Origin of the sequence: Halomonas sp. G15 (genome assembly GCF_021282295.1) — a bacterium.
GTDB lineage: Bacteria > Pseudomonadota > Gammaproteobacteria > Pseudomonadales > Halomonadaceae > Halomonas > Halomonas alimentaria.
In genome coordinates, this window is record NZ_JAJSPA010000007.1 from 60724 (window position 1) to 78290 (window position 17567).

Sequence of the window (17567 nt, forward strand, 5' to 3'; positions counted from 1 at the left end):
CCACCTGCAGCGCCTTGCCATCTTCGTCGACGTCCAGAACGTCTACTACACCTCCCGCCAGGCCTTTGGCCGACATTTCGACTACCACGCCTTCTGGGCGCGCTTCGCGTCCGGCCGCGAAGTCGTGGTGGCCAATGCCTATGCCGTGGATCGCGGCGATCCTCGCCAGCGCCAATTCCAGGACATCCTGCGTGGCATCGGCTTCAGCGTGAAGCTCAAGCCCTTCATCCAGCGCCGCGATGGCTCCACCAAGGGCGACTGGGATGTCGGCATTACCCTGGACGCCATGGAGGCGGGTCCGCTGGTCGATCATGTGGTGCTGGTCTCCGGCGATGGTGATTTCGATCTGCTGGTGACCCGCCTGCGCGAGCGCTGCGGCGTCAAGGTCACCGTCGTCGGCGTGGAATCCCTTACCGCAGGCTCGCTGATCCGCGTGGCCAGCGATTTCGTTCCCATCGAGGGTTCGCTACTGCTCTAGCTCTATCGGCTCCGGCTGTATCGTCCTTGGTTGATACACATCAAGCGCTAGGCTGCCAGCTTGTCTACGCTGAAGGTACAGGCGCGCCGTCGGTCAGGCGAGATGATTGCCAGTCAGTGATATCAGAGAGAAGGGGACACGCCATGCGGTTTCATCAGGTGAAGGAACTGGTCGACTGGGCGGCCGGTTATCATCGGCGTCTCGCCGAGCAGTATGCGGCGCTGGCCGGTGGCGAGGTGGGCGAGCGGGTACAGATGGCCCTCGAGTATCTGGCCGAGCACGAGCGGAAGATGGAGCAGGAGCTCACCGAGTATCGCCAGGACGGAAGCGACCACGGCGCGGTGCTTGAGGCATGGTTCGATGACCCGGCCGATTTTCCGCACCCGCCGGTGCTCGAACGCCTGCCCGAGTGCATCGATTGCAGCAATGTGCAGTCCGTGCTCTCCACGGCGTTGACGGCACATCGCACCTTGCAGGACCTCTACGACCATCGTGCCGAGCGTGCCGCCGGCAGTGACGAACGCGAATTCTTCGAGGCCCTCTCCCGCGGGCACGAGGGAGAGGTGCGGCGTATAGCCCGTGACATGCAGCGACTCGAGGACTATTGAGGAGACCACCATGAACGACCAGATTCTCTCCCCCAAGATGCTGGGCTTCTGGAGCGATGCAGATATTGCCCAGGCCACCGATGAGCCAGGGATCTACTGCATCTACCGTGCAGCCAATGATCCTGAAACCGGTGTCATGGAGGCTCAGGAGCTGCTCTACGTCGGGGAGAGCGGCAGCGCTCGCCACGGCATACAGCACGACGAGCACCGCCCGCGCTGGGAGGCATGCCTGCAACCCGGCGAGGCGCTGTGGTACTCCATCGGTCCCTGTGGCAAGGCCAACCGTGAACGCCTCAAGGCGGCCATGATTTATGCCCACAAGCCCCGTCTGAACCAGGACAGCCCCTACCTGGAGCGCTTCCCCTTCGACCGCACCACCGTCCATCTCTACGGCAGGAAGGACAAGCTGCAGGCCATCTTCACCGTGGAGCGCCATGACTGAATGCGCCCCTTGGTTGGCGATAGGGGGTTCTTTGGGAGGGCTGCTTTGCCGCGCTAAGGCGACGATAGCTGCCTTGAAGCAGGGTTATCGCAGTTAGTAGCCATTCGGCGATAGCGACAGGCGCCGGGGACAGGGCGAAGAGGGGGTCCTATGCCAGGGATGGCATCGGTAGCGCCCAGGGAGGGGTTCACAGCGCCCCCTCGCAGGCCTGTCGCCGGTAAAGCCTGGAGCGGTTCTGCCATCTGCAATAGCCCTGTGCCTTGAAGCAGGGACGGTGTGAAGGGCGTCCATAACCGGTACAATCGCGCCCCCTTCCATGTACCCACCGGACCCTCTCCTTGATCTCCACCGCCAACATCACCATGCAGTTCGGGGCCAGACCCCTGTTCGAGAACGTCTCCATCAAGTTCGGCAACGGTCACCGCTACGGCCTGATCGGAGCCAACGGTTGCGGCAAGTCCACCTTCATGAAGATCCTCGGCGGTGACCTGGAGCCCTCCTCGGGTCAGGTGATGGTCGAGTCCGGTGCCCGCCTCGGCAAGCTGCGCCAGGACCAGTTCGCCTTCGAGGAGGAGCGGGTCATCGACACCGTGATCATGGGCAATACCGAACTGTGGCAGGTGGCCGCCGAGCGTGAGCGCATCTACTCGCTGCCCGAGATGAGCGAGGCGGACGGCATGGCCGTGGCCGACCTCGAGGTGCGCTTCGCCGAGCTCGACGGCTACACCGCCGAGTCCCGGGCCGGTGAACTGCTGCTGGGACTGGGTATCCCGCTGCACCAGCATGCGGGCCCCATGAGCGAGATCGCCCCGGGCTGGAAGCTGCGCGTGCTGCTCGCCCAGGCGCTGTTCGCCGACCCCGATGTGCTGCTCCTCGACGAGCCCACCAACCACCTGGATATCAACACCATCCGCTGGCTCGAGGGGATGCTCACGGCGCGCAACAGCACCATGATCATCATTTCCCACGACCGCCACTTCCTCAACAGCGTCTGCACCCATATGGCGGACCTGGACTATGGCGAGATCCGGCTCTTCCCGGGCAACTACGACGAGTACATGACTGCCGCCACCGCCGCCCGTGAACGCCAGCATGCCGACAACGCCAAGAAGAAGGCGCAGATCGCCGACCTGCAGGCCTTCGTCAGCCGGTTCTCGGCCAATGCTTCCAAGGCCAAGCAGGCGACCTCCCGGGCGCGCCAGATCGAGAAGATCAAGCTCGAGGAGATCAAGCCCTCGAGCCGGGTCAGCCCGTTCATCCGCTTCGAGCAGGCCCGGAAGATCCATCGCAACGCGGTCAACGTCGAGGGCCTCACCCAGGGCTTCGGCAGCGAGCCAGCGCTGTTCGAGGGGTTCGGCATGACCGTCGAGGCCGGCGAGCGTATCGCCATCATCGGCCCCAACGGTATCGGCAAGACCACCCTGCTGCGCACCCTGGCCGGTGAGCTGGCACCTCTGGCCGGCAGCGTAAAGTGGACCGACAGCGCCGATCTCGGTATCTTCGCCCAGGACCACGCCGATGACTTCGCCAATGAGGCCACCCTCTACGAGTGGATGGCCCAGTGGACCGACGGCGGTGAGCAGGAGGTGCGCGGCGCGCTCGGCAGGATGCTGTTCTCCAGCGACGATATCGGCAAGTCGGTCAGGGTGATCTCCGGCGGCGAGCAGGGTCGCATGCTGTTCGGCAAGCTGGCCCTGACCCGTCCCAATGTGCTGCTGATGGACGAGCCCACCAATCACCTGGACATGGAGTCCATCGAGGCGCTCAACCTGGCCCTGGAGAACTACCCCGGGACCCTGATCTTCGTCAGCCACGACCGCGAGTTCGTCTCCTCCCTGGCGACCCGGATCCTCGACATGAGCGCAGAGGGGATCACCGACTTCAGCGGCGGCTATGACGACTACCTGCGCAGCCAGGGCCTGTACGGCTGACCCTGCCGACAGCTCGGCTGTTGTGGGGCTGGCGATATTGCCGGTCGGACGGGCCTGACAGGTGGCCTGCCGATACGCTATAAATCCCCTAGCCGCGCCGTCGCGACGAATCGATGGCGCTCGATATCAGTGCTAAGAGTTCCCACACGATGCCTTCACTCTCACGCCGTCGCTTCAGTCGACTCGTCCTTGCCACCCCGCTGGCGCTGCTGGGCGTCGGCTCTGCCCGGGCCAACCTGGTCGAGACGCAGCTCTCCCGGGCGCACCTGCCGCGCCATGCGGACGAGGTCTGGGTGCTGGTGGACGACAGCCAGGCCACACTCACCGTCTACCGCGGTAACCGCGAGCTGGAGCGCTACGCGCCCATTTCGCTGGGTCGCGGTGGCGCCCGGCCCATGCGCCTGCAGGGTAGCGGTGCCACCCCCAAGGGCGAGTTTCGCGTCAATCGCTTCAACCACGAGAGCGACTGGCATCTGTTCGTCGGGCTCGATTACCCGACCCCGACCCATGCACGCGTCGCCCTGGACGAGGGGATCTTCAGCCAGCAGGACTATGACGACTATTTCCGCTACTACCGAACCCATGGCTATCCTCCCCAGGATACCGCCCTGGGTGGCTTCATCGGCCTGCACGGCGTGGGCAAGGGAGATCCCGAGATTCACCGCCAGTTTCACTGGACTCAGGGGTGCGTGGCGGTGACCGATGAGCAGATCGAGCGGTTGGCGGCGTTGATCGATATTGGCACACGCGTCGTGATCCGCTAGGCTGGTACATGCGCAAGGGACGTTGAAAGCGATGGACAAGCGCCGTTGCGTATAATAAAACAGCGTTTGACTCCTGTGCTTTGGCACAAGTCGCTGCAGACGCGCCTGCAGTCGCAGGCAAGACGCCTGACTTTCAGGCTTCTTTCAACGCAGTACCAAGGAAGACCCAAGGAGAACACCATGACTCTGAAGACCACCCTGAAGCTGACCGCCGCCGCTGCCTCTCTGGCCATCCTGGCTGGCTGTGCTTCCACCAGTGCCCTGGAAGAGGTTCGCATGACCGCTGAGTCTGCACAGGCCGACGCTGCAGAAGCTCGCAGCATCGCTGTTCAGGCGCAGAACACCGCCAACCAGGCCCAGCGTGATGCCCAGGCGGCTCTGCAGATGTCCGAGCAGAACCGCGACGAAATGAACCGCATGTTCAGCCGCTCCATGCAGAAGTAATTCTGCTGGAGTGCTGACATCGCCTCAGGGCGATGGCGGTTCTGCAGGAACAGAAGACCCCGCCTCGGCGGGGTCTTCTTGTTTCCGGATTGTGGTTCCGATGCTCAGCGCTCGGCGATGGCGATGGACTCATAGAGGTTGCGCGGTTCGGCCGGCTCCGGGGTCGGTTCTTCCTCGGCCGTCTTGAGCAGCGAGATGGCCTGGCCATCGGGGGCCTCCACCAGCTCGCGTAGGCGCTTGTAGTCCACCGGAGGCTGCTCCTCGCCGAAGACCTGGGCCACCTTGTCCATGGCGAACATCAGCGGCTCGAAGCCTTCGCGATTCTCTTCCAGTGCCGGATAGGACTGGGCCAGCAGCTCGCCATCCGCCGTCCAGCCGGCCTTGAACGGCTGGTCGATGATGTTGACCCGGGTGCCGCTGGGAACGCGCTCGTAGAGCGATTCGATATCCTCGGGGAACATGCGGATGCAGCCGCGACTCACGCGCATGCCGACCCCCTCGGGCTTGTTGGTACCGTGGATCAGGTAGCTGGGGATGCCCAGCAGGATGGCGTGGCGGCCCAGCGGATTGTCGGGGCCGGCAGGGACCACCGACGGCGCCGGCTCGCCACGGGCGGCGGCCTCACGGCGCATCGAGGCGGGCGGTGACCACGCCGGGTCCTTGACCTTGATGGTGGTCTTGGTCACCCCGACCGGCGTGGAGAACTCCTCGCGGCCCACGCTGATCGGGTAGGTCTCCACCACGCCGGGCTCCGAGAAGTAGTAGAGGCGCAGTTCTGAAAGGTTGATCACGATGCCATCCCGCTTGGTATCGGGCAGCACCCGGCGAGCCGGAATGGTGACCTCGGTATCGGCGAAGGGAGCCCAGATACTGACATCCGGATTGGCCATCCGGATCTCCTCGTAGCCGACGTTGTGCTCGCGGGCGATGTCGATCAGGGTGTCTCCCTCCTCGACGGTGACCGTATAGCTTTCGCCTATCACGCTGCCTTCCTCGGGCAACGCGTAATGGCCGCGCGGCAGCTCATGGATATCTTCATAGGCAGGAGTGGCAGCCTGCGCACCGGAGGCGAGCAGGGCACCGAATCCTATTGCCATGGCGCGGCAAAGGCCGCGAGGGGTCAGTGTCAGGATATTCATCAGGGTCGTTCAACTCCGGGAAGCTGTAGGGTCACCGGTTATTCCCTTGACCGGTGCCGGTGGTCGGTGCGATGAGACGTTTCTATAACCTTATAGAGTGCAGGGAAAGTCGGCGGTTCGCCAGTGGTCTCGATGTGAACCTCGGCATGGCGAGCCGCCGTACTCATGCTGCCTGGGCCTTGCGGTTCAGGAGTTCGAGTAGCTGCTCCACGGCCTGGAAGCGCGACTCCTCGTTCTCCATGGCGGCCTCGAAGCGCAGGGTGTCGGCGCCATCCAGGCGATAGCGGCCCGGCTCGCGCTGGATCAGCTCCACCAGGGTCAAGGGGTCGACGCTGGTGTGGGCGCCGAAGATGACGCGGCCGCGCTCGGGGCCCGCTTCGAGGCGGGTGATGCCAAGGCGCTCGGCACGCTGGCGCAGTCGGGTCTGGCGCAGCAGGGTCTTCACCGGACCCGGCAGCAGCCCGAAGCGGTCGATCATCTCCACCTGCAGCTCCTTGAGCTCGGCCTCGTCGGCGGCGCTGCTGATGCGCTTGTACATCACCAGGCGCTGCTGGACATCGTGCAGGTAGTCGTCCGGGATCAGGGCCGGCAGGTTGAGGCTGATCTCCACGCCCTCGTCGAGCGGTGCCTCGATATTGGGCGTCTTGCCGGCGCGGATGGCCGCCACGGCGCGGTCGAGCATCTCCATGTAGAGGCCATAGCCGATCGCCTCCATCTGCCCGCTCTGCTCGTCGCCGAGCAGCTCGCCGGCGCCGCGAATCTCCATGTCGTGACTCGCCAGGGTGAAGCCCGCACCGAGGTCCTCCGCCGCACCGATCGCCTCCAGGCGCTTGAGTGCGTCCCGGGTCATCGCCTTGGGCGGCGGAGTCAGCAGATAGGCATAGGCCTGGTGGTGGCTGCGCCCGACCCGGCCGCGCAGCTGGTGCAGCTGGGCCAGGCCGAACTTGTCGGCACGCTCGATGAGGATGGTGTTGGCGCTGGGCACGTCGATACCGGTCTCGATGATGGTGGAGCACACCAGCACATTGAAGCGCTTGTGGTAGAAGTCCGACATCACCCGCTCCAGCGCACGTTCGGGCAGCTGGCCGTGGGCCACCCCGACGCGTGCTTCGGGCACCAGTTCGCGCACCGTCTCGGCGGCGGTCTCGATGGTCTTGACCTCGTTGTGCAGGAAGTAGACCTGCCCGCCGCGCAGGATCTCGCGCAGGATCGCCTCCTTGAGCACAGCCTCCTCGCGGCGCTGCACGAAGGTCTTCACCGACAGTCGGCGCGCCGGCGGCGTGGCGATGATCGAGAGGTCGCGGATGCCGCTCATTGCCATGTTCAGCGTGCGGGGAATCGGCGTGGCGGTCATGGTGAGGATGTCCACCTCGGCGCGCAGGCTCTTGAGACGCTCCTTCTGGGCCACGCCGAAGCGGTGCTCCTCGTCGATGATCAGCAGGCCCATCTTGGGTAGCTGCATGGACTTCGACAGCAGCTTGTGGGTGCCGATGACGATGTCTGCCTGCCCCTCCGCTATACGCTTGAGGGAGGCGGCCTGTCCCTTGCCGGCGGTGAAGCGTGAGATCAGTTCGATATTGACCGCAGTGTCGGCGAAGCGGTCGCGGAAGTTCTCGTAGTGCTGGCGGGCCAACAGGGTAGTGGGTACCAGCACCACCACCTGGCGGCCGGAATGAACCGCCAGGAAGGCGGCGCGCATGGCCACCTCGGTCTTGCCGAAGCCCACATCGCCACACACCACCCGGTCCATGGGCCGCGGAGCGCTCATGTCGGCGATCACCGCCTCGATGGCGGCGCGCTGGTCGGGGGTCTCCTCGAAGGGGAAGGCGGCGGCGAAGCGTGAGTATTCGGCGTCCGGCGGTGCACAGGCGAACCCCTCGCGGGCCTCGCGGCGCGCATAGATGTCGAGCAGCTCGGCGGCAGTGTCACGGATCTTCTCGGCGGCCTTCTTCCTGGCCTTCTCCCACTGGTCGGAGCCCAGTCGGTGCAGCGGGGCGAGCTCGTCGTCGGCGCCGGCGTAGCGCGAGATCAGGTGCAGGTTCTCCACCGGCACGTAGAGCCGGGCGCCATTGGCGTACTCCAGGGTGACGAACTCGGCGGCCTGCCCTCCGGCCTCGAGTGTCTCGAGCCCCCTGTAGCGGCCCACGCCGTGGGCCTGGTGGACCACCGGGGCGCCGGGGCGCAGCTCGGAGAGGTGGCGCACGGCCAGCTCGTCGGCATCGGTGGCCTTCTCGCGCCGCCGGCTCTGGCGCACCACCTCACCGTAGAGTTCGGACTCGCTGATCACCGCCAGCCTGGGCTCGGTCAACCACAGCCCGGCCTCGATATCGCCCTCGGTAATGGCGATGGGGGCGTCGGCGGCGAGGAAGTCGGCAAAGTCCTCGACATGGGGCAGCTCCAGACGCAGCGGCGCCAGTGCTTCCTCCAGGGCTTCCCGGCGGCCGCGGGACTCGGCCACGAACAGCACCCGGGTGTCGCCGCGGGTCTCCAGGAAGTGTGACAGGGGGGCCAGAGGCTCCCTGGCACGCGCGTTGATGCCCACGCTCGGCGGCGCCTGGGTGGCCGGCTCCAGGGCGTGACGATGCTCGCTCGCCTCGGTCAGCTCGACCCGGGGATGGCGCTTGATGGCCGCGAACAGTTCGGCCACCGGCACGAAGGCGCGATGGGGCGGCAGCAGCGGTCGGGTGGGGTCGACCCCCAGGTTATCAAAGCGGCTCTCGATGGATGCCCAGTGGTGTTCGGCAGCGGCCAGGCACTCCGGCAACAGCGCTACCCGGGTTCCCTCGGCGAGGTGCTCGAAGAGGGTGGCCGTCTCCTCGAAGAACAGTGGCAGGTACTGCTCGAGGCCGGGGGAGGGGATGCCCTTGAGGGCGTCCACATAGAGCGGGCACTGCCGCGGGTCGACGTCGAACAGCGTCTCGAAGCCCTCGCGGAAGCAGGCGATGGCGCTTCGTGACAGGGAATACTCGTGGGCCGGCAGCAACTCGATCCGCTCGACCTTCTCGGCACTGCGCTGGGTGTCGGGGTCGAAGGTGCGCAGGGTGTCGATCTCGTCATCGAACAGGTCGATGCGCAACGGCGCCTCCACGCCCATCGGGAAGAGATCGATAAGGGCGCCGCGCAGGGCGTATTCGCCGGGTTCGTAGACCGTCTCCACGGCTCGGTAGCCGGCGCGGGAGAGGGCGTCGCGAAAGCCTTCGCGGTCCAGTGTCTGGCCCACCTCCAGGGTGAGCACCCGACCGGCGATGTACTCGACCGGTGCCAGGCGCTGCATCAGGGTGTTGATCGGCACCAGCACGATGCCGTGCTCGCCGTCCTGCAGTCGGCGCAGGGTGCGCAGCCGGGCGGAGACGATGTCCTGATGGGGGGAGAAGCTGTCGTAGGGCAGGGTCTCCCAGTCGGGGAAGGGCAGCACTGGTACCCGGCTGAAGAAACGCAGCTCGTTTTCCAGGCGCAGGGCCTGGGCAGTATCGGCGGTGATCACCAGCAGCGGGGCATCGCTGGCCAGGTGCGCCAGGGCCAGCGACGCGGCGCTGCCCTGGGGCATCTGCCAGTAGAGCGTCTCGCGCAGCCCCTGCGGGCGCGGTGGGTCGAGCGGAGAGAATGTCGGCATGGTCTCGTATTGGGCTGTCGACGGGCGCGGCCCGACGGATCCTGTGTGGCTCCTCGCGGTGGACCATCATACCAGCCCGTCGGATTCTTGTAGTCAAACGCCCGTTCCTGTAATCCACCTACAGCGGGTGCGACCAACCAGCGATTGCCGCCGCACCCCGGCCCCGGGATAATGTCCGGGAACCCTTTGATCCCACCAGTGAGGCCTCACGTGAGTCAGCAACCCTCCGATACCGTCTTCCAGGAATGGCATGACAACCAGGCGCTTGCCGAGCAGATGATCCCGATGATCGGTAGCCTCTACCGTCACAACAACGTGGTCACCACCCTCTACGGGCGCTCGCTGTTCAATCGCAGCGTGATCCGCATCCTGAAGGACCATCGCTTCGTGCGGAAGGTAGAGGGAACCGAACTCTCCGTGCAGGATACCTATCCGCTGGTCAAGGCGATGACCGAGCTCAACCTGGGGCCGGCCCATGTCGATGTGGGCAAGCTGGGCGTGGCCTTCAAGAAGCGCGGTGGCGGCGATGCGCTGGCCTTCCTGCGCGAGGAGCTCGCCGAGATCGTCGACGCTCACGACCCCAATGGCAGTAACGGCGAGCCCAAGGACGTGGTCCTCTATGGCTTCGGCCGCATCGGTCGCATCCTTGCCCGGGTGCTGGTGGAGAAGGCCGGTGGCGGCAACCTGCTTCGCCTGCGCGCCATCGTGGTGCGCGGCCGCGGTGATATCGCCAAGGATCTCGAGAAGCGGGCAAGCCTGTTGCGCCGCGACTCCGTGCACGGCCCCTTCGACGGCACCATCAGCGTCGATGCCGAGGCGCGCACCATCACCGCCAATGGTAACGTCATCCAGGTGATCTACGCCGACTCCCCGGCCGATGTCGACTACACCACCTATGGCATCAATAATGCCGTGGTGGTCGACAACACCGGCATCTGGCGCGATGAGGCCGGCCTCGGCCAGCACCTGCAGTGCAAGGGGGTGGCCAAGGCGCTGCTTACCGCACCGGGCAAGGGAGATATCAAGAACATCGTCTACGGCATCAACCATGATGACCTGAGCGATGATGACCGCATCATCTCCGCGGCCTCCTGTACCACCAATGCCATCGTGCCGGTACTCAAGGTGCTCAACGACGAGTTCGGCGTCGAGCATGGCCACGTCGAGACGGTGCACAGCTACACCAACGACCAGAACCTGATCGACAACTACCACAAGGGCGATCGTCGCGGACGCAGCGCCCCGCTCAACATGGTGTTGACCGAGACCGGTGCCGCCAAGGCCGTCGCCAAGGCGCTGCCGGAGTTTGCCGGCAAGCTGACCGGCAACGCCATCCGCGTGCCGACGCCCAATGTCTCCATGGCGATCCTCAACCTGCGCCTGGAGAAGGAGACCGACGCCGCGGCGCTGAATGACTTCCTGCGTCACATGTCGCTGGACTCCCCGTTCCAGAAGCAGATCGACTATGTCGACTCCCCGGAGGTGGTCTCCACCGACTTCGTGGGTAACCGCCATGCCGGCATCGTCGATGCCAAGGCAACCATCGCCAACGGCAAGAATGCCGTGCTCTACGTCTGGTACGACAACGAGTTCGGCTACAGCTGCCAGGTGATCCGCATCCTGCAGCACATGTCCAACGTCAGCTTCCTCAAGCTGCCGCGCGCCAGCGCCTAAGCCCTTCGGGCTGCGCCGAGCAGCCAAGCGCCGAGCCGCCAAGCGCTAAGGTGCGTGCAAAGGCTTGAGTAGAAAGGTGAAAGTAGCAAGTGGCATATCGCCGCTTGCTACTTTTTGCTTTTCCACTTTCCACTTTCCACTTTCCACTTTCCACTTTCCACTTTCCACTTTCCACTTTCCACTAACCGCTTGGCCGCTTGGCCGCTTGGCCGCTTGGCCGCTTGGCCGCTTGGCCGCTTGGCCGCTTGGCCGCTTGGCCGCTCTCCCCCCTGCGACAATCTTACCCTTGCTACAGGTCACCTCTTGCGACCTTCGCTCAGGTGGTCATCCCCTTGCCTTCTCTTTATAATCGGGTGGATCTTCAGGGTGGGCCGGGCGTGCCTCGTGGCCCTTTCCGTACCTTTTTCCGATCCATCAACTGGGCGAGACTATGATCGAAGTCAAGAAAGGCCTGGATCTCCCCATCACGGGAGCGCCCGAGCAGCGTATCGAGGATGCGCGGCCGGTGCGTCACGTGGCGGTCCTGGGCACCGACTACGTCGGCATGAAGCCGACCATGGAGGTCAAGGAGGGAGATACCGTCAAGCTTGGCCAGCTGCTGTTTACCGACAAGAAGATCGACGGTGTGCGCTTCACGGCGCCGGCCGCCGGTGAGGTGGTGGCCATCAATCGCGGGGAGAAGCGCCGCCTGCTCTCGGTGGTGATCCAGGTCGCCGAGACCGAGGAAGCCGTTGAGTTTACCGCCCACGGCCGCGACAAGCTGGCCGGACTCGAGCGCCAGGTGGTGGTCGACCAGTTGGTCGAATCGGGCCTGTGGACCGCCCTGCGTACCCGTCCCTATTCGCGCACCCCGGCCATCGACAGCGTGCCTGCCGATATTTTCGTCACTGCCATCGATACCCACCCGCTGGCCGCTGATCCCGCCAAGGTGATCAACGAGCAGACCCAGGCCTTCGAGGATGGTCTCAAGGTGCTGACCCGTCTGACCGAGGGCAAGGTCTACCTTTGCAGCGGTCCCGACAGCAGCATTCCCGGCGGCAACATCGACGGCGTGCAGGCCCAGACCTTCGCCGGACCGCATCCGGCCGGCCTGGTGGGTACTCATATCCATCACCTCTCGCCCGTCGCCCTGCACAAGCGCGTCTGGCACATCGGCTACCAGGACGTCATCGCTTTCGGCAAGCTGTTCGCCGAGGGTCGGCTGGACGTCAGCCGGGTGCTGGCCGTGGGTGGGCCCCGCGCCGAGAAGCCGCGTCTGCTGCGTACCCGGCTGGGTGCCAGCACCGAGGAGCTGCTCGCCGGTGAGGTGGTCGAGCCCGATGATACCCGCGTGATATCCGGCTCGGTCTTTTCCGGCTTTACCTGCGAGGGCAGCCTGCGCTACCTGGGCCGCTTCCATAATCAGGTCAGCCTGCTCGAGGAGGGCAACAAGCGTGCCTTCATGGGCTGGCTCTCCGCGGGCAAGAACCGCCACTCGGTGCTCGGCATCTACCTGTCGAAGTTCACCGGCCTCAAGGACTACGCCCCGACCACCTCCACCAACGGCTCCGAGCGCGCCATGGTGCCGGTGGGTGCCTACGAGCAGGTGATGCCCCTGGACATCCTGCCCACGCAGCTGCTGCGCTCGCTGATCGTCGGTGATATCGAGACCGCCATGCAGCTCGGCTGTCTGGAGCTGGACGAGGAGGACCTCGCGCTGTGCACCTACGTGTGCCCCGGCAAGTACGAGTACGGTCCCATCCTGCGTGACAACCTCACCACGATCGAGAAAGAGGCCTGATGATGGGTATTCGACAGACACTCGACAATCTCGAGCCGCACTTCCACAAGGGCGGCAAGTACGAGAAGTTCTACCCGCTCTATGAAGCGGTGGACACGATCTTCTATGCGCCCCCGGATGTCGCCAAGACCACCGCCCACGTGCGTGACGGCGTCGACCTCAAGCGCATCATGATCACCGTCTGGCTGTGCACCTTCCCGGCGATGTTCTTCGGCATGTGGAATGCCGGCTGGCAGGCCAACGCGGCCATCGCCGAGGGGTACGGCTCCATGGCCGGCTGGCGCGAAGCGATCATGATGCTGCTGGCTTCCGGCCACAACCCGGACAGCCTGTGGGCCAACATCGTGCTCGGCGCCACCTACTTCCTGCCCATCTACCTGGTGACCTTCGTGGTCGGTGGCTTCTGGGAAGTGCTGTTCGCCATCAAGCGTGGCCATGAGGTCAACGAGGGCTTCTTCGTTACCTCGGTCCTCTACGCGCTGATCCTGCCTGCGACCATCCCGCTGTGGCAGGTGGCACTGGGCATCACCTTCGGTGTGGTGATTGGCAAGGAGATCTTCGGTGGTACCGGCAAGAACTTCCTCAACCCGGCCCTGACCGGCCGTGCCTTCCTCTACTTCGCCTACCCGGCACAGATCTCGGGTGACGCGGTATGGGTGGCGGCCGATGGCTTCACCGGGGCCACCGCGCTCTCCATCGCCTTCCAGGACGGTATGGCCGCGCTCACCGAGCAGTTCAGCTGGTGGGATGCCTTCCTCGGCTTCATCCCCGGTTCGGTGGGTGAGACCTCGACCCTGGCGATACTGATCGGCGCCGCGGTGCTGCTGTGGACCGGCATCGCCTCCTGGCGAATCATGCTCGGTGTCTTCCTGGGCATGGTGGCCACCAGCGCGCTGTTCAACCTGATCGGCTCCGACAGCAACCCGATGTTCGCCATGTCCTGGTACTGGCATCTGGTGCTGGGCGGCTTCGCCTTCGGCATGGTGTTCATGGCCACCGATCCGGTCTCCGCCTCCATGACCAACCAGGGCCGGCTGATCTTCGGCGCCCTGATCGGTGTCATGACCGTGCTGATCCGCGTCGTGAACCCCGCCTTCCCCGAGGGCATCATGCTGGCGATCCTCTTCGCCAACCTGTTCGCGCCGCTCATCGACCATATCTTTGTTCAGGCCAACATCAAGCGCCGACTCAAGCGCACCGGTGTGCCGGCCGAGGAGACAGCCTGATGGCACAGAGCAACAACTCCATCAAGAAGATCCTGACGGTGGCGTTCGCACTCTGCATCGTGTGTTCGGTCATCGTCTCTACCGCCGCGGTGGCACTGCGCTCGAAGCAGCAGTTCAACCAGGAGCTGGATCGCAAGACCAACATCCTCAACGTCGCCGACCTCTATGAGTCCGGCATGGACGTGAACGAGACCTTCGAGTCCAGCATCACCCCGCGGGTGGTCAACCTGGAGACCGGTGAATACTCGGAAGAGCATGACCCGGCCACCTACAACGCCTTCGAGGCGCGCCGTGACCCGGCCGCTTCCCGGACCCTCTCGGGCGAGCAGGACCCGGCCGGGCTGACCCGTGTCGAGACCTACTCCACCGTCTACCTGGTGGGCGATCCGGATGATCCCGAGCAGATCATCCTGCCGATTCGTGGCCAGGGCCTGTGGGGCCTGATGCGTGGCTTCCTCGCGGTGGAGGGTGACGGCAATACCATCGTCGGCATCACCTACTACGAGCACGCCGAGACCCCCGGGCTGGGTGGCGAGGTCAACAACCCGCGCTGGCAAGCACAGTGGGCAGGCAAGGAGATCTTCGGCGGCGAGGATACACTCGCTCCGGCGATCCACCTGACCAAGGGCGGCGCCAGCGGCGAAAACGAGGTGGATGCCCTCTCCGGCGCGACCCTGACCAGCAACGGCGTCACCAATATGCTGCAGTTCTGGCTGAGCCCGGAAGGCTTCGGTGACTACCTGGCCAAGTTCCGCACCGGCGTGAGCCAGGACGAGGCCCAGGGTGCCGACGTCGAACTCGAAGCGGAAGGAGCCTGATCATGGCGGATGCAACTCCGAAAGGCGTCCTGACGACGCCGCTGTTCAAGAACAACCCCATCGCGCTGCAGGTGCTGGGCATCTGCTCGGCCCTGGCGGTGACCACCAGCATGAGCGTGTCGCTGGTCATGTCCCTCGCGGTGATTTTCGTGACGGCCTTCTCGAACCTGTTCGTGTCGCTGATCCGTCACCATATTCCGTCATCCATCCGTATCATCGTGCAGATGACCATCATCGCCTCGCTGGTAATCGTGGTGGACCAGATCCTCAAGGCCTATGCCTACGAGATGTCCAAGCAGCTCTCGGTATTCGTCGGTCTGATCATCACCAACTGTATCGTGATGGGGCGTGCCGAAGGCTTCGCCATGCAGAACAGCCCGAAGCTCTCCTTCCTGGACGGCATCGGCAACGGCCTGGGCTACGGCTTTATCCTGATGACCGTGGGCTTCTTCCGGGAACTGTTCGGCTCCGGCAGCGTGTTCGGCTTCACCGTGCTGGAGACCGTCCAGAACGGTGGTTGGTACGTGCCCAACGGCCTGCTGCTGCTGCCGCCGTCGGCGTTCTTCATCATCGGCCTGATCATCTGGGTGCTGCGCAGCCTCAACCCGGAGCAGGTCGAGGAGAACGAATTCAAGATAAAGGCCAATTCCGAACCGAAGGAGGCCGTGTAACATGGAACACTATATTAGCCTTTTCGTTGCCTCGGTCTTCGTCGAGAACCTGGCCCTGGCATTCTTCCTCGGCATGTGTACCTTCATCGCCGTGTCCAAGAAGGTCTCTGCGGCCTTCGGCCTGGGCATCGCGGTCATCGTGGTGCTCTCCATCTCCGTGCCGGTCAACAACCTCGTCTACAGCTTCCTGCTGGCGGAGGGGGCGCTCTCCTGGACCGGCATCAGCGGCGCCGAGAATATCGACCTCTCCTTCCTGGGCCTGCTCAGCTATATCGGCGTCATCGCCGCGCTGGTGCAGATCCTGGAGATGTTCCTCGACAAGTATGTGCCGGCACTCTACAACGCCCTTGGCGTGTTCCTGCCGCTGATCACCGTGAACTGCGCCATCCTCGGTGGCGTGCTGTTCATGGTCGAGCGTAACTACAACTTCGGTGAGTCGGTGGTCTACGGCTTCGGCTCCGGGGTTGGCTGGGCGCTGGCCATCACCGCCCTGGCGGGTATCCGCGAGAAGCTCAAGTACAGCGACGTTCCCGGCTCCCTGCAGGGCCTGGGCATCACCTTCATCACGGTGGGCCTGATGTCGCTGGGCTTCATGTCCTTCTCCGGCATCCAGCTCTGAAGCAGGTCGTCCTTGCCCGGCCCTGTCAGGGGCCGGGTACCAGGCAACGCAAGCAATAGGAAACCGACATGGTTGATACATCACTTATCTTGCTCGGCGTGGTCATGTTCACCCTGGTCGTCATCGGCCTGGTGCTGATCATCCTGGCCGCCCGCAGCAGGCTGGTCAGTACCGGTGACGTGCAGATCGAAGTCAACGGCGACCCCGAGCACACCCTCACCACCCAGGCCGGGGGCAAGCTGCTCAATACCCTGGCCGCCAACGGCATCTTCCTCTCCTCTGCCTGCGGCGGCGGTGGCTCCTGTGCGCAGTGCAAGTGTCGTGTGGAGGAGGGTGGCGGTGCCATCCTGCCCACCGAGGAGTCCCACTTCACCATGCGCGAGAAGAAGGAGGGCTGGCGTCTCTCCTGCCAGGTGCCGGTGAAGCAGGACATGAAGATCGAGGTCCCCGAGGAGGTCTTCGGCGTCAAGAAGTGGGAGTGCGAGGTCATCGAGAACCCCAACGTCGCCACCTTCATCAAGGAGCTCAACCTCAAGCTGCCCGAGGGTGAGGAAGTCGCCTTCCGCGCCGGTGGCTACGTGCAGCTGGTGGCGCCGCCCTACGACATCGCCTTCAAGGATTTCGACATCGAGGAGGAGTACCGGGGCGATTGGGAGAAGTTCGGCCTGTTCAACATCTCCCACAAGAACAACGAGGAGGTCATCCGCGCCTACTCCATGGCGAACTACCCGGAAGAGAAGGGCATCCTCAAGTTCAACATCCGTATCGCCACCCCGCCGCCCAACACCGATCACCCCCCGGGCCTGATGTCCACCTATGTCTTCAGCCTGAAGCCGGGTGACAAGGTCACCGTGATGGGGCCCTTCGGCGAATTCTTCGCCAAGGACACCGATGCCGAGATGGTCTTCGTGGGTGGCGGTGCCGGCATGGCACCGATGCGCAGCCACATCTTCGACCAGCTCAAGCGCCTCAACTCCAAGCGCAAGATCTCCTTCTGGTACGGTGCGCGCTCCTGGCGCGAGACCTTCTACAACGAGGAGTACGACAAGCTTGCCGAGGAGCACGACAACTTCGAGTGGCACCTGGCGCTCTCCGACCCGCAGCCCGAGGACAACTGGGAAGGCCCCACCGGCTTCATCCACAACGTCCTCTACGAGAACTACCTCAAGGACCACCCGGCCCCCGAGGACTGCGAGTACTACATGTGCGGGCCGCCCATGATGAACGCCTCCGTGATCAAGCTGTTGCTCGATCTCGGGGTGGAGCCCGAGAACATCCTGCTGGACGACTTCGGCGGATGATCCCAGGCGCCGTCAGGCGACAAGGAGGGCCGGCCAGAAGGTCGGCCCTCGTTGTATCT

15 protein-coding genes are annotated in these 17567 nt (G+C 64.5%); 13 read left to right on the forward strand and 2 right to left on the reverse strand.

Annotated elements, in window-relative coordinates; all coding sequences use genetic code 11:
• Positions 1-4: 4 nt before the first annotated feature.
• From LWH48_RS05450 to LWH48_RS05475, 6 genes are all read left to right on the forward strand, one after another.
• Complete coding sequence (locus LWH48_RS05450) at positions 5-478, forward strand: NYN domain-containing protein (protein WP_232911790.1); 474 nt, start codon at positions 5-7, stop codon at positions 476-478.
• Between the two features lie 143 nt (positions 479-621).
• Positions 622-1086, forward strand: coding sequence for a 2-hydroxyacyl-CoA dehydratase (locus tag LWH48_RS05455; RefSeq protein ID WP_161432775.1), 465 nt, complete (start codon positions 622-624; stop codon positions 1084-1086).
• 10 nt (positions 1087-1096) lie between these two features.
• On the forward strand, positions 1097-1528 hold the full coding sequence (locus LWH48_RS05460; RefSeq protein ID WP_232911759.1) for a hypothetical protein: 432 nt from the start codon (positions 1097-1099) through the stop codon (positions 1526-1528).
• Positions 1529-1866: 338 nt separating this feature from the next.
• On the forward strand, positions 1867-3459 hold the full coding sequence (locus tag LWH48_RS05465) for an ABC-F family ATPase (protein ID WP_232911760.1): 1593 nt from the start codon (positions 1867-1869) through the stop codon (positions 3457-3459).
• A 149-nt stretch (positions 3460-3608) separates the two neighbouring features.
• A complete protein-coding gene (locus LWH48_RS05470) occupies positions 3609-4223 on the forward strand; it encodes a L,D-transpeptidase family protein (protein ID WP_232911761.1) in 615 nt (204 codons plus the stop codon).
• Between the two features lie 180 nt (positions 4224-4403).
• Positions 4404-4667, forward strand: coding sequence for an Lpp/OprI family alanine-zipper lipoprotein (locus tag LWH48_RS05475; RefSeq protein ID WP_161432779.1), 264 nt, complete (start codon positions 4404-4406; stop codon positions 4665-4667).
• A 104-nt stretch (positions 4668-4771) separates the two neighbouring features.
• Here LWH48_RS05475 and LWH48_RS05480 read toward each other — a convergent pair whose 3' ends face one another.
• Both LWH48_RS05480 and mfd read right to left on the reverse strand, forming a co-directional pair.
• Positions 4772-5806: a L,D-transpeptidase family protein gene (locus tag LWH48_RS05480; RefSeq protein WP_232911762.1), complete on the reverse strand. Its 1035-nt coding sequence runs from the start codon at positions 5804-5806 to the stop codon at positions 4772-4774.
• A gap of 163 nt (positions 5807-5969) precedes the next feature.
• Complete coding sequence (mfd, locus tag LWH48_RS05485; RefSeq protein ID WP_232911763.1) at positions 5970-9419, reverse strand: transcription-repair coupling factor; 3450 nt, start codon at positions 9417-9419, stop codon at positions 5970-5972.
• A 210-nt stretch (positions 9420-9629) separates the two neighbouring features.
• On the opposite strand from mfd, the gene LWH48_RS05490 reads away from it, so the two are divergent.
• The 7 genes from LWH48_RS05490 (at position 9630) to nqrF (ending at position 17508) form a co-directional block, all read left to right on the forward strand.
• Complete coding sequence (locus LWH48_RS05490) at positions 9630-11093, forward strand: glyceraldehyde-3-phosphate dehydrogenase (RefSeq protein WP_232911764.1); 1464 nt, start codon at positions 9630-9632, stop codon at positions 11091-11093.
• Between the two features lie 430 nt (positions 11094-11523).
• Positions 11524-12873, forward strand: coding sequence for a Na(+)-translocating NADH-quinone reductase subunit A (locus LWH48_RS05495; protein WP_232911765.1), 1350 nt, complete (start codon positions 11524-11526; stop codon positions 12871-12873).
• A complete protein-coding gene (locus LWH48_RS05500; RefSeq protein ID WP_232911766.1) occupies positions 12873-14099 on the forward strand; it encodes an NADH:ubiquinone reductase (Na(+)-transporting) subunit B in 1227 nt (408 codons plus the stop codon). The genes LWH48_RS05495 and LWH48_RS05500 overlap by 1 nt, the downstream gene beginning before the upstream one ends.
• On the forward strand, positions 14099-14917 hold the full coding sequence (locus tag LWH48_RS05505) for a Na(+)-translocating NADH-quinone reductase subunit C (RefSeq protein WP_232911767.1): 819 nt from the start codon (positions 14099-14101) through the stop codon (positions 14915-14917). Before LWH48_RS05500 ends, LWH48_RS05505 begins: the two co-directional genes overlap by 1 nt.
• A gap of 2 nt (positions 14918-14919) precedes the next feature.
• Positions 14920-15588: an NADH:ubiquinone reductase (Na(+)-transporting) subunit D gene (locus tag LWH48_RS05510; protein ID WP_161432786.1), complete on the forward strand. Its 669-nt coding sequence runs from the start codon at positions 14920-14922 to the stop codon at positions 15586-15588.
• A gap of 1 nt (position 15589) precedes the next feature.
• Positions 15590-16207: an NADH:ubiquinone reductase (Na(+)-transporting) subunit E gene (gene nqrE, locus LWH48_RS05515; RefSeq protein ID WP_161432787.1), complete on the forward strand. Its 618-nt coding sequence runs from the start codon at positions 15590-15592 to the stop codon at positions 16205-16207.
• 68 nt (positions 16208-16275) lie between these two features.
• Complete coding sequence (gene nqrF / locus LWH48_RS05520; RefSeq protein WP_232911768.1) at positions 16276-17508, forward strand: NADH:ubiquinone reductase (Na(+)-transporting) subunit F; 1233 nt, start codon at positions 16276-16278, stop codon at positions 17506-17508.
• Positions 17509-17567: the final 59 nt, after the last annotated feature.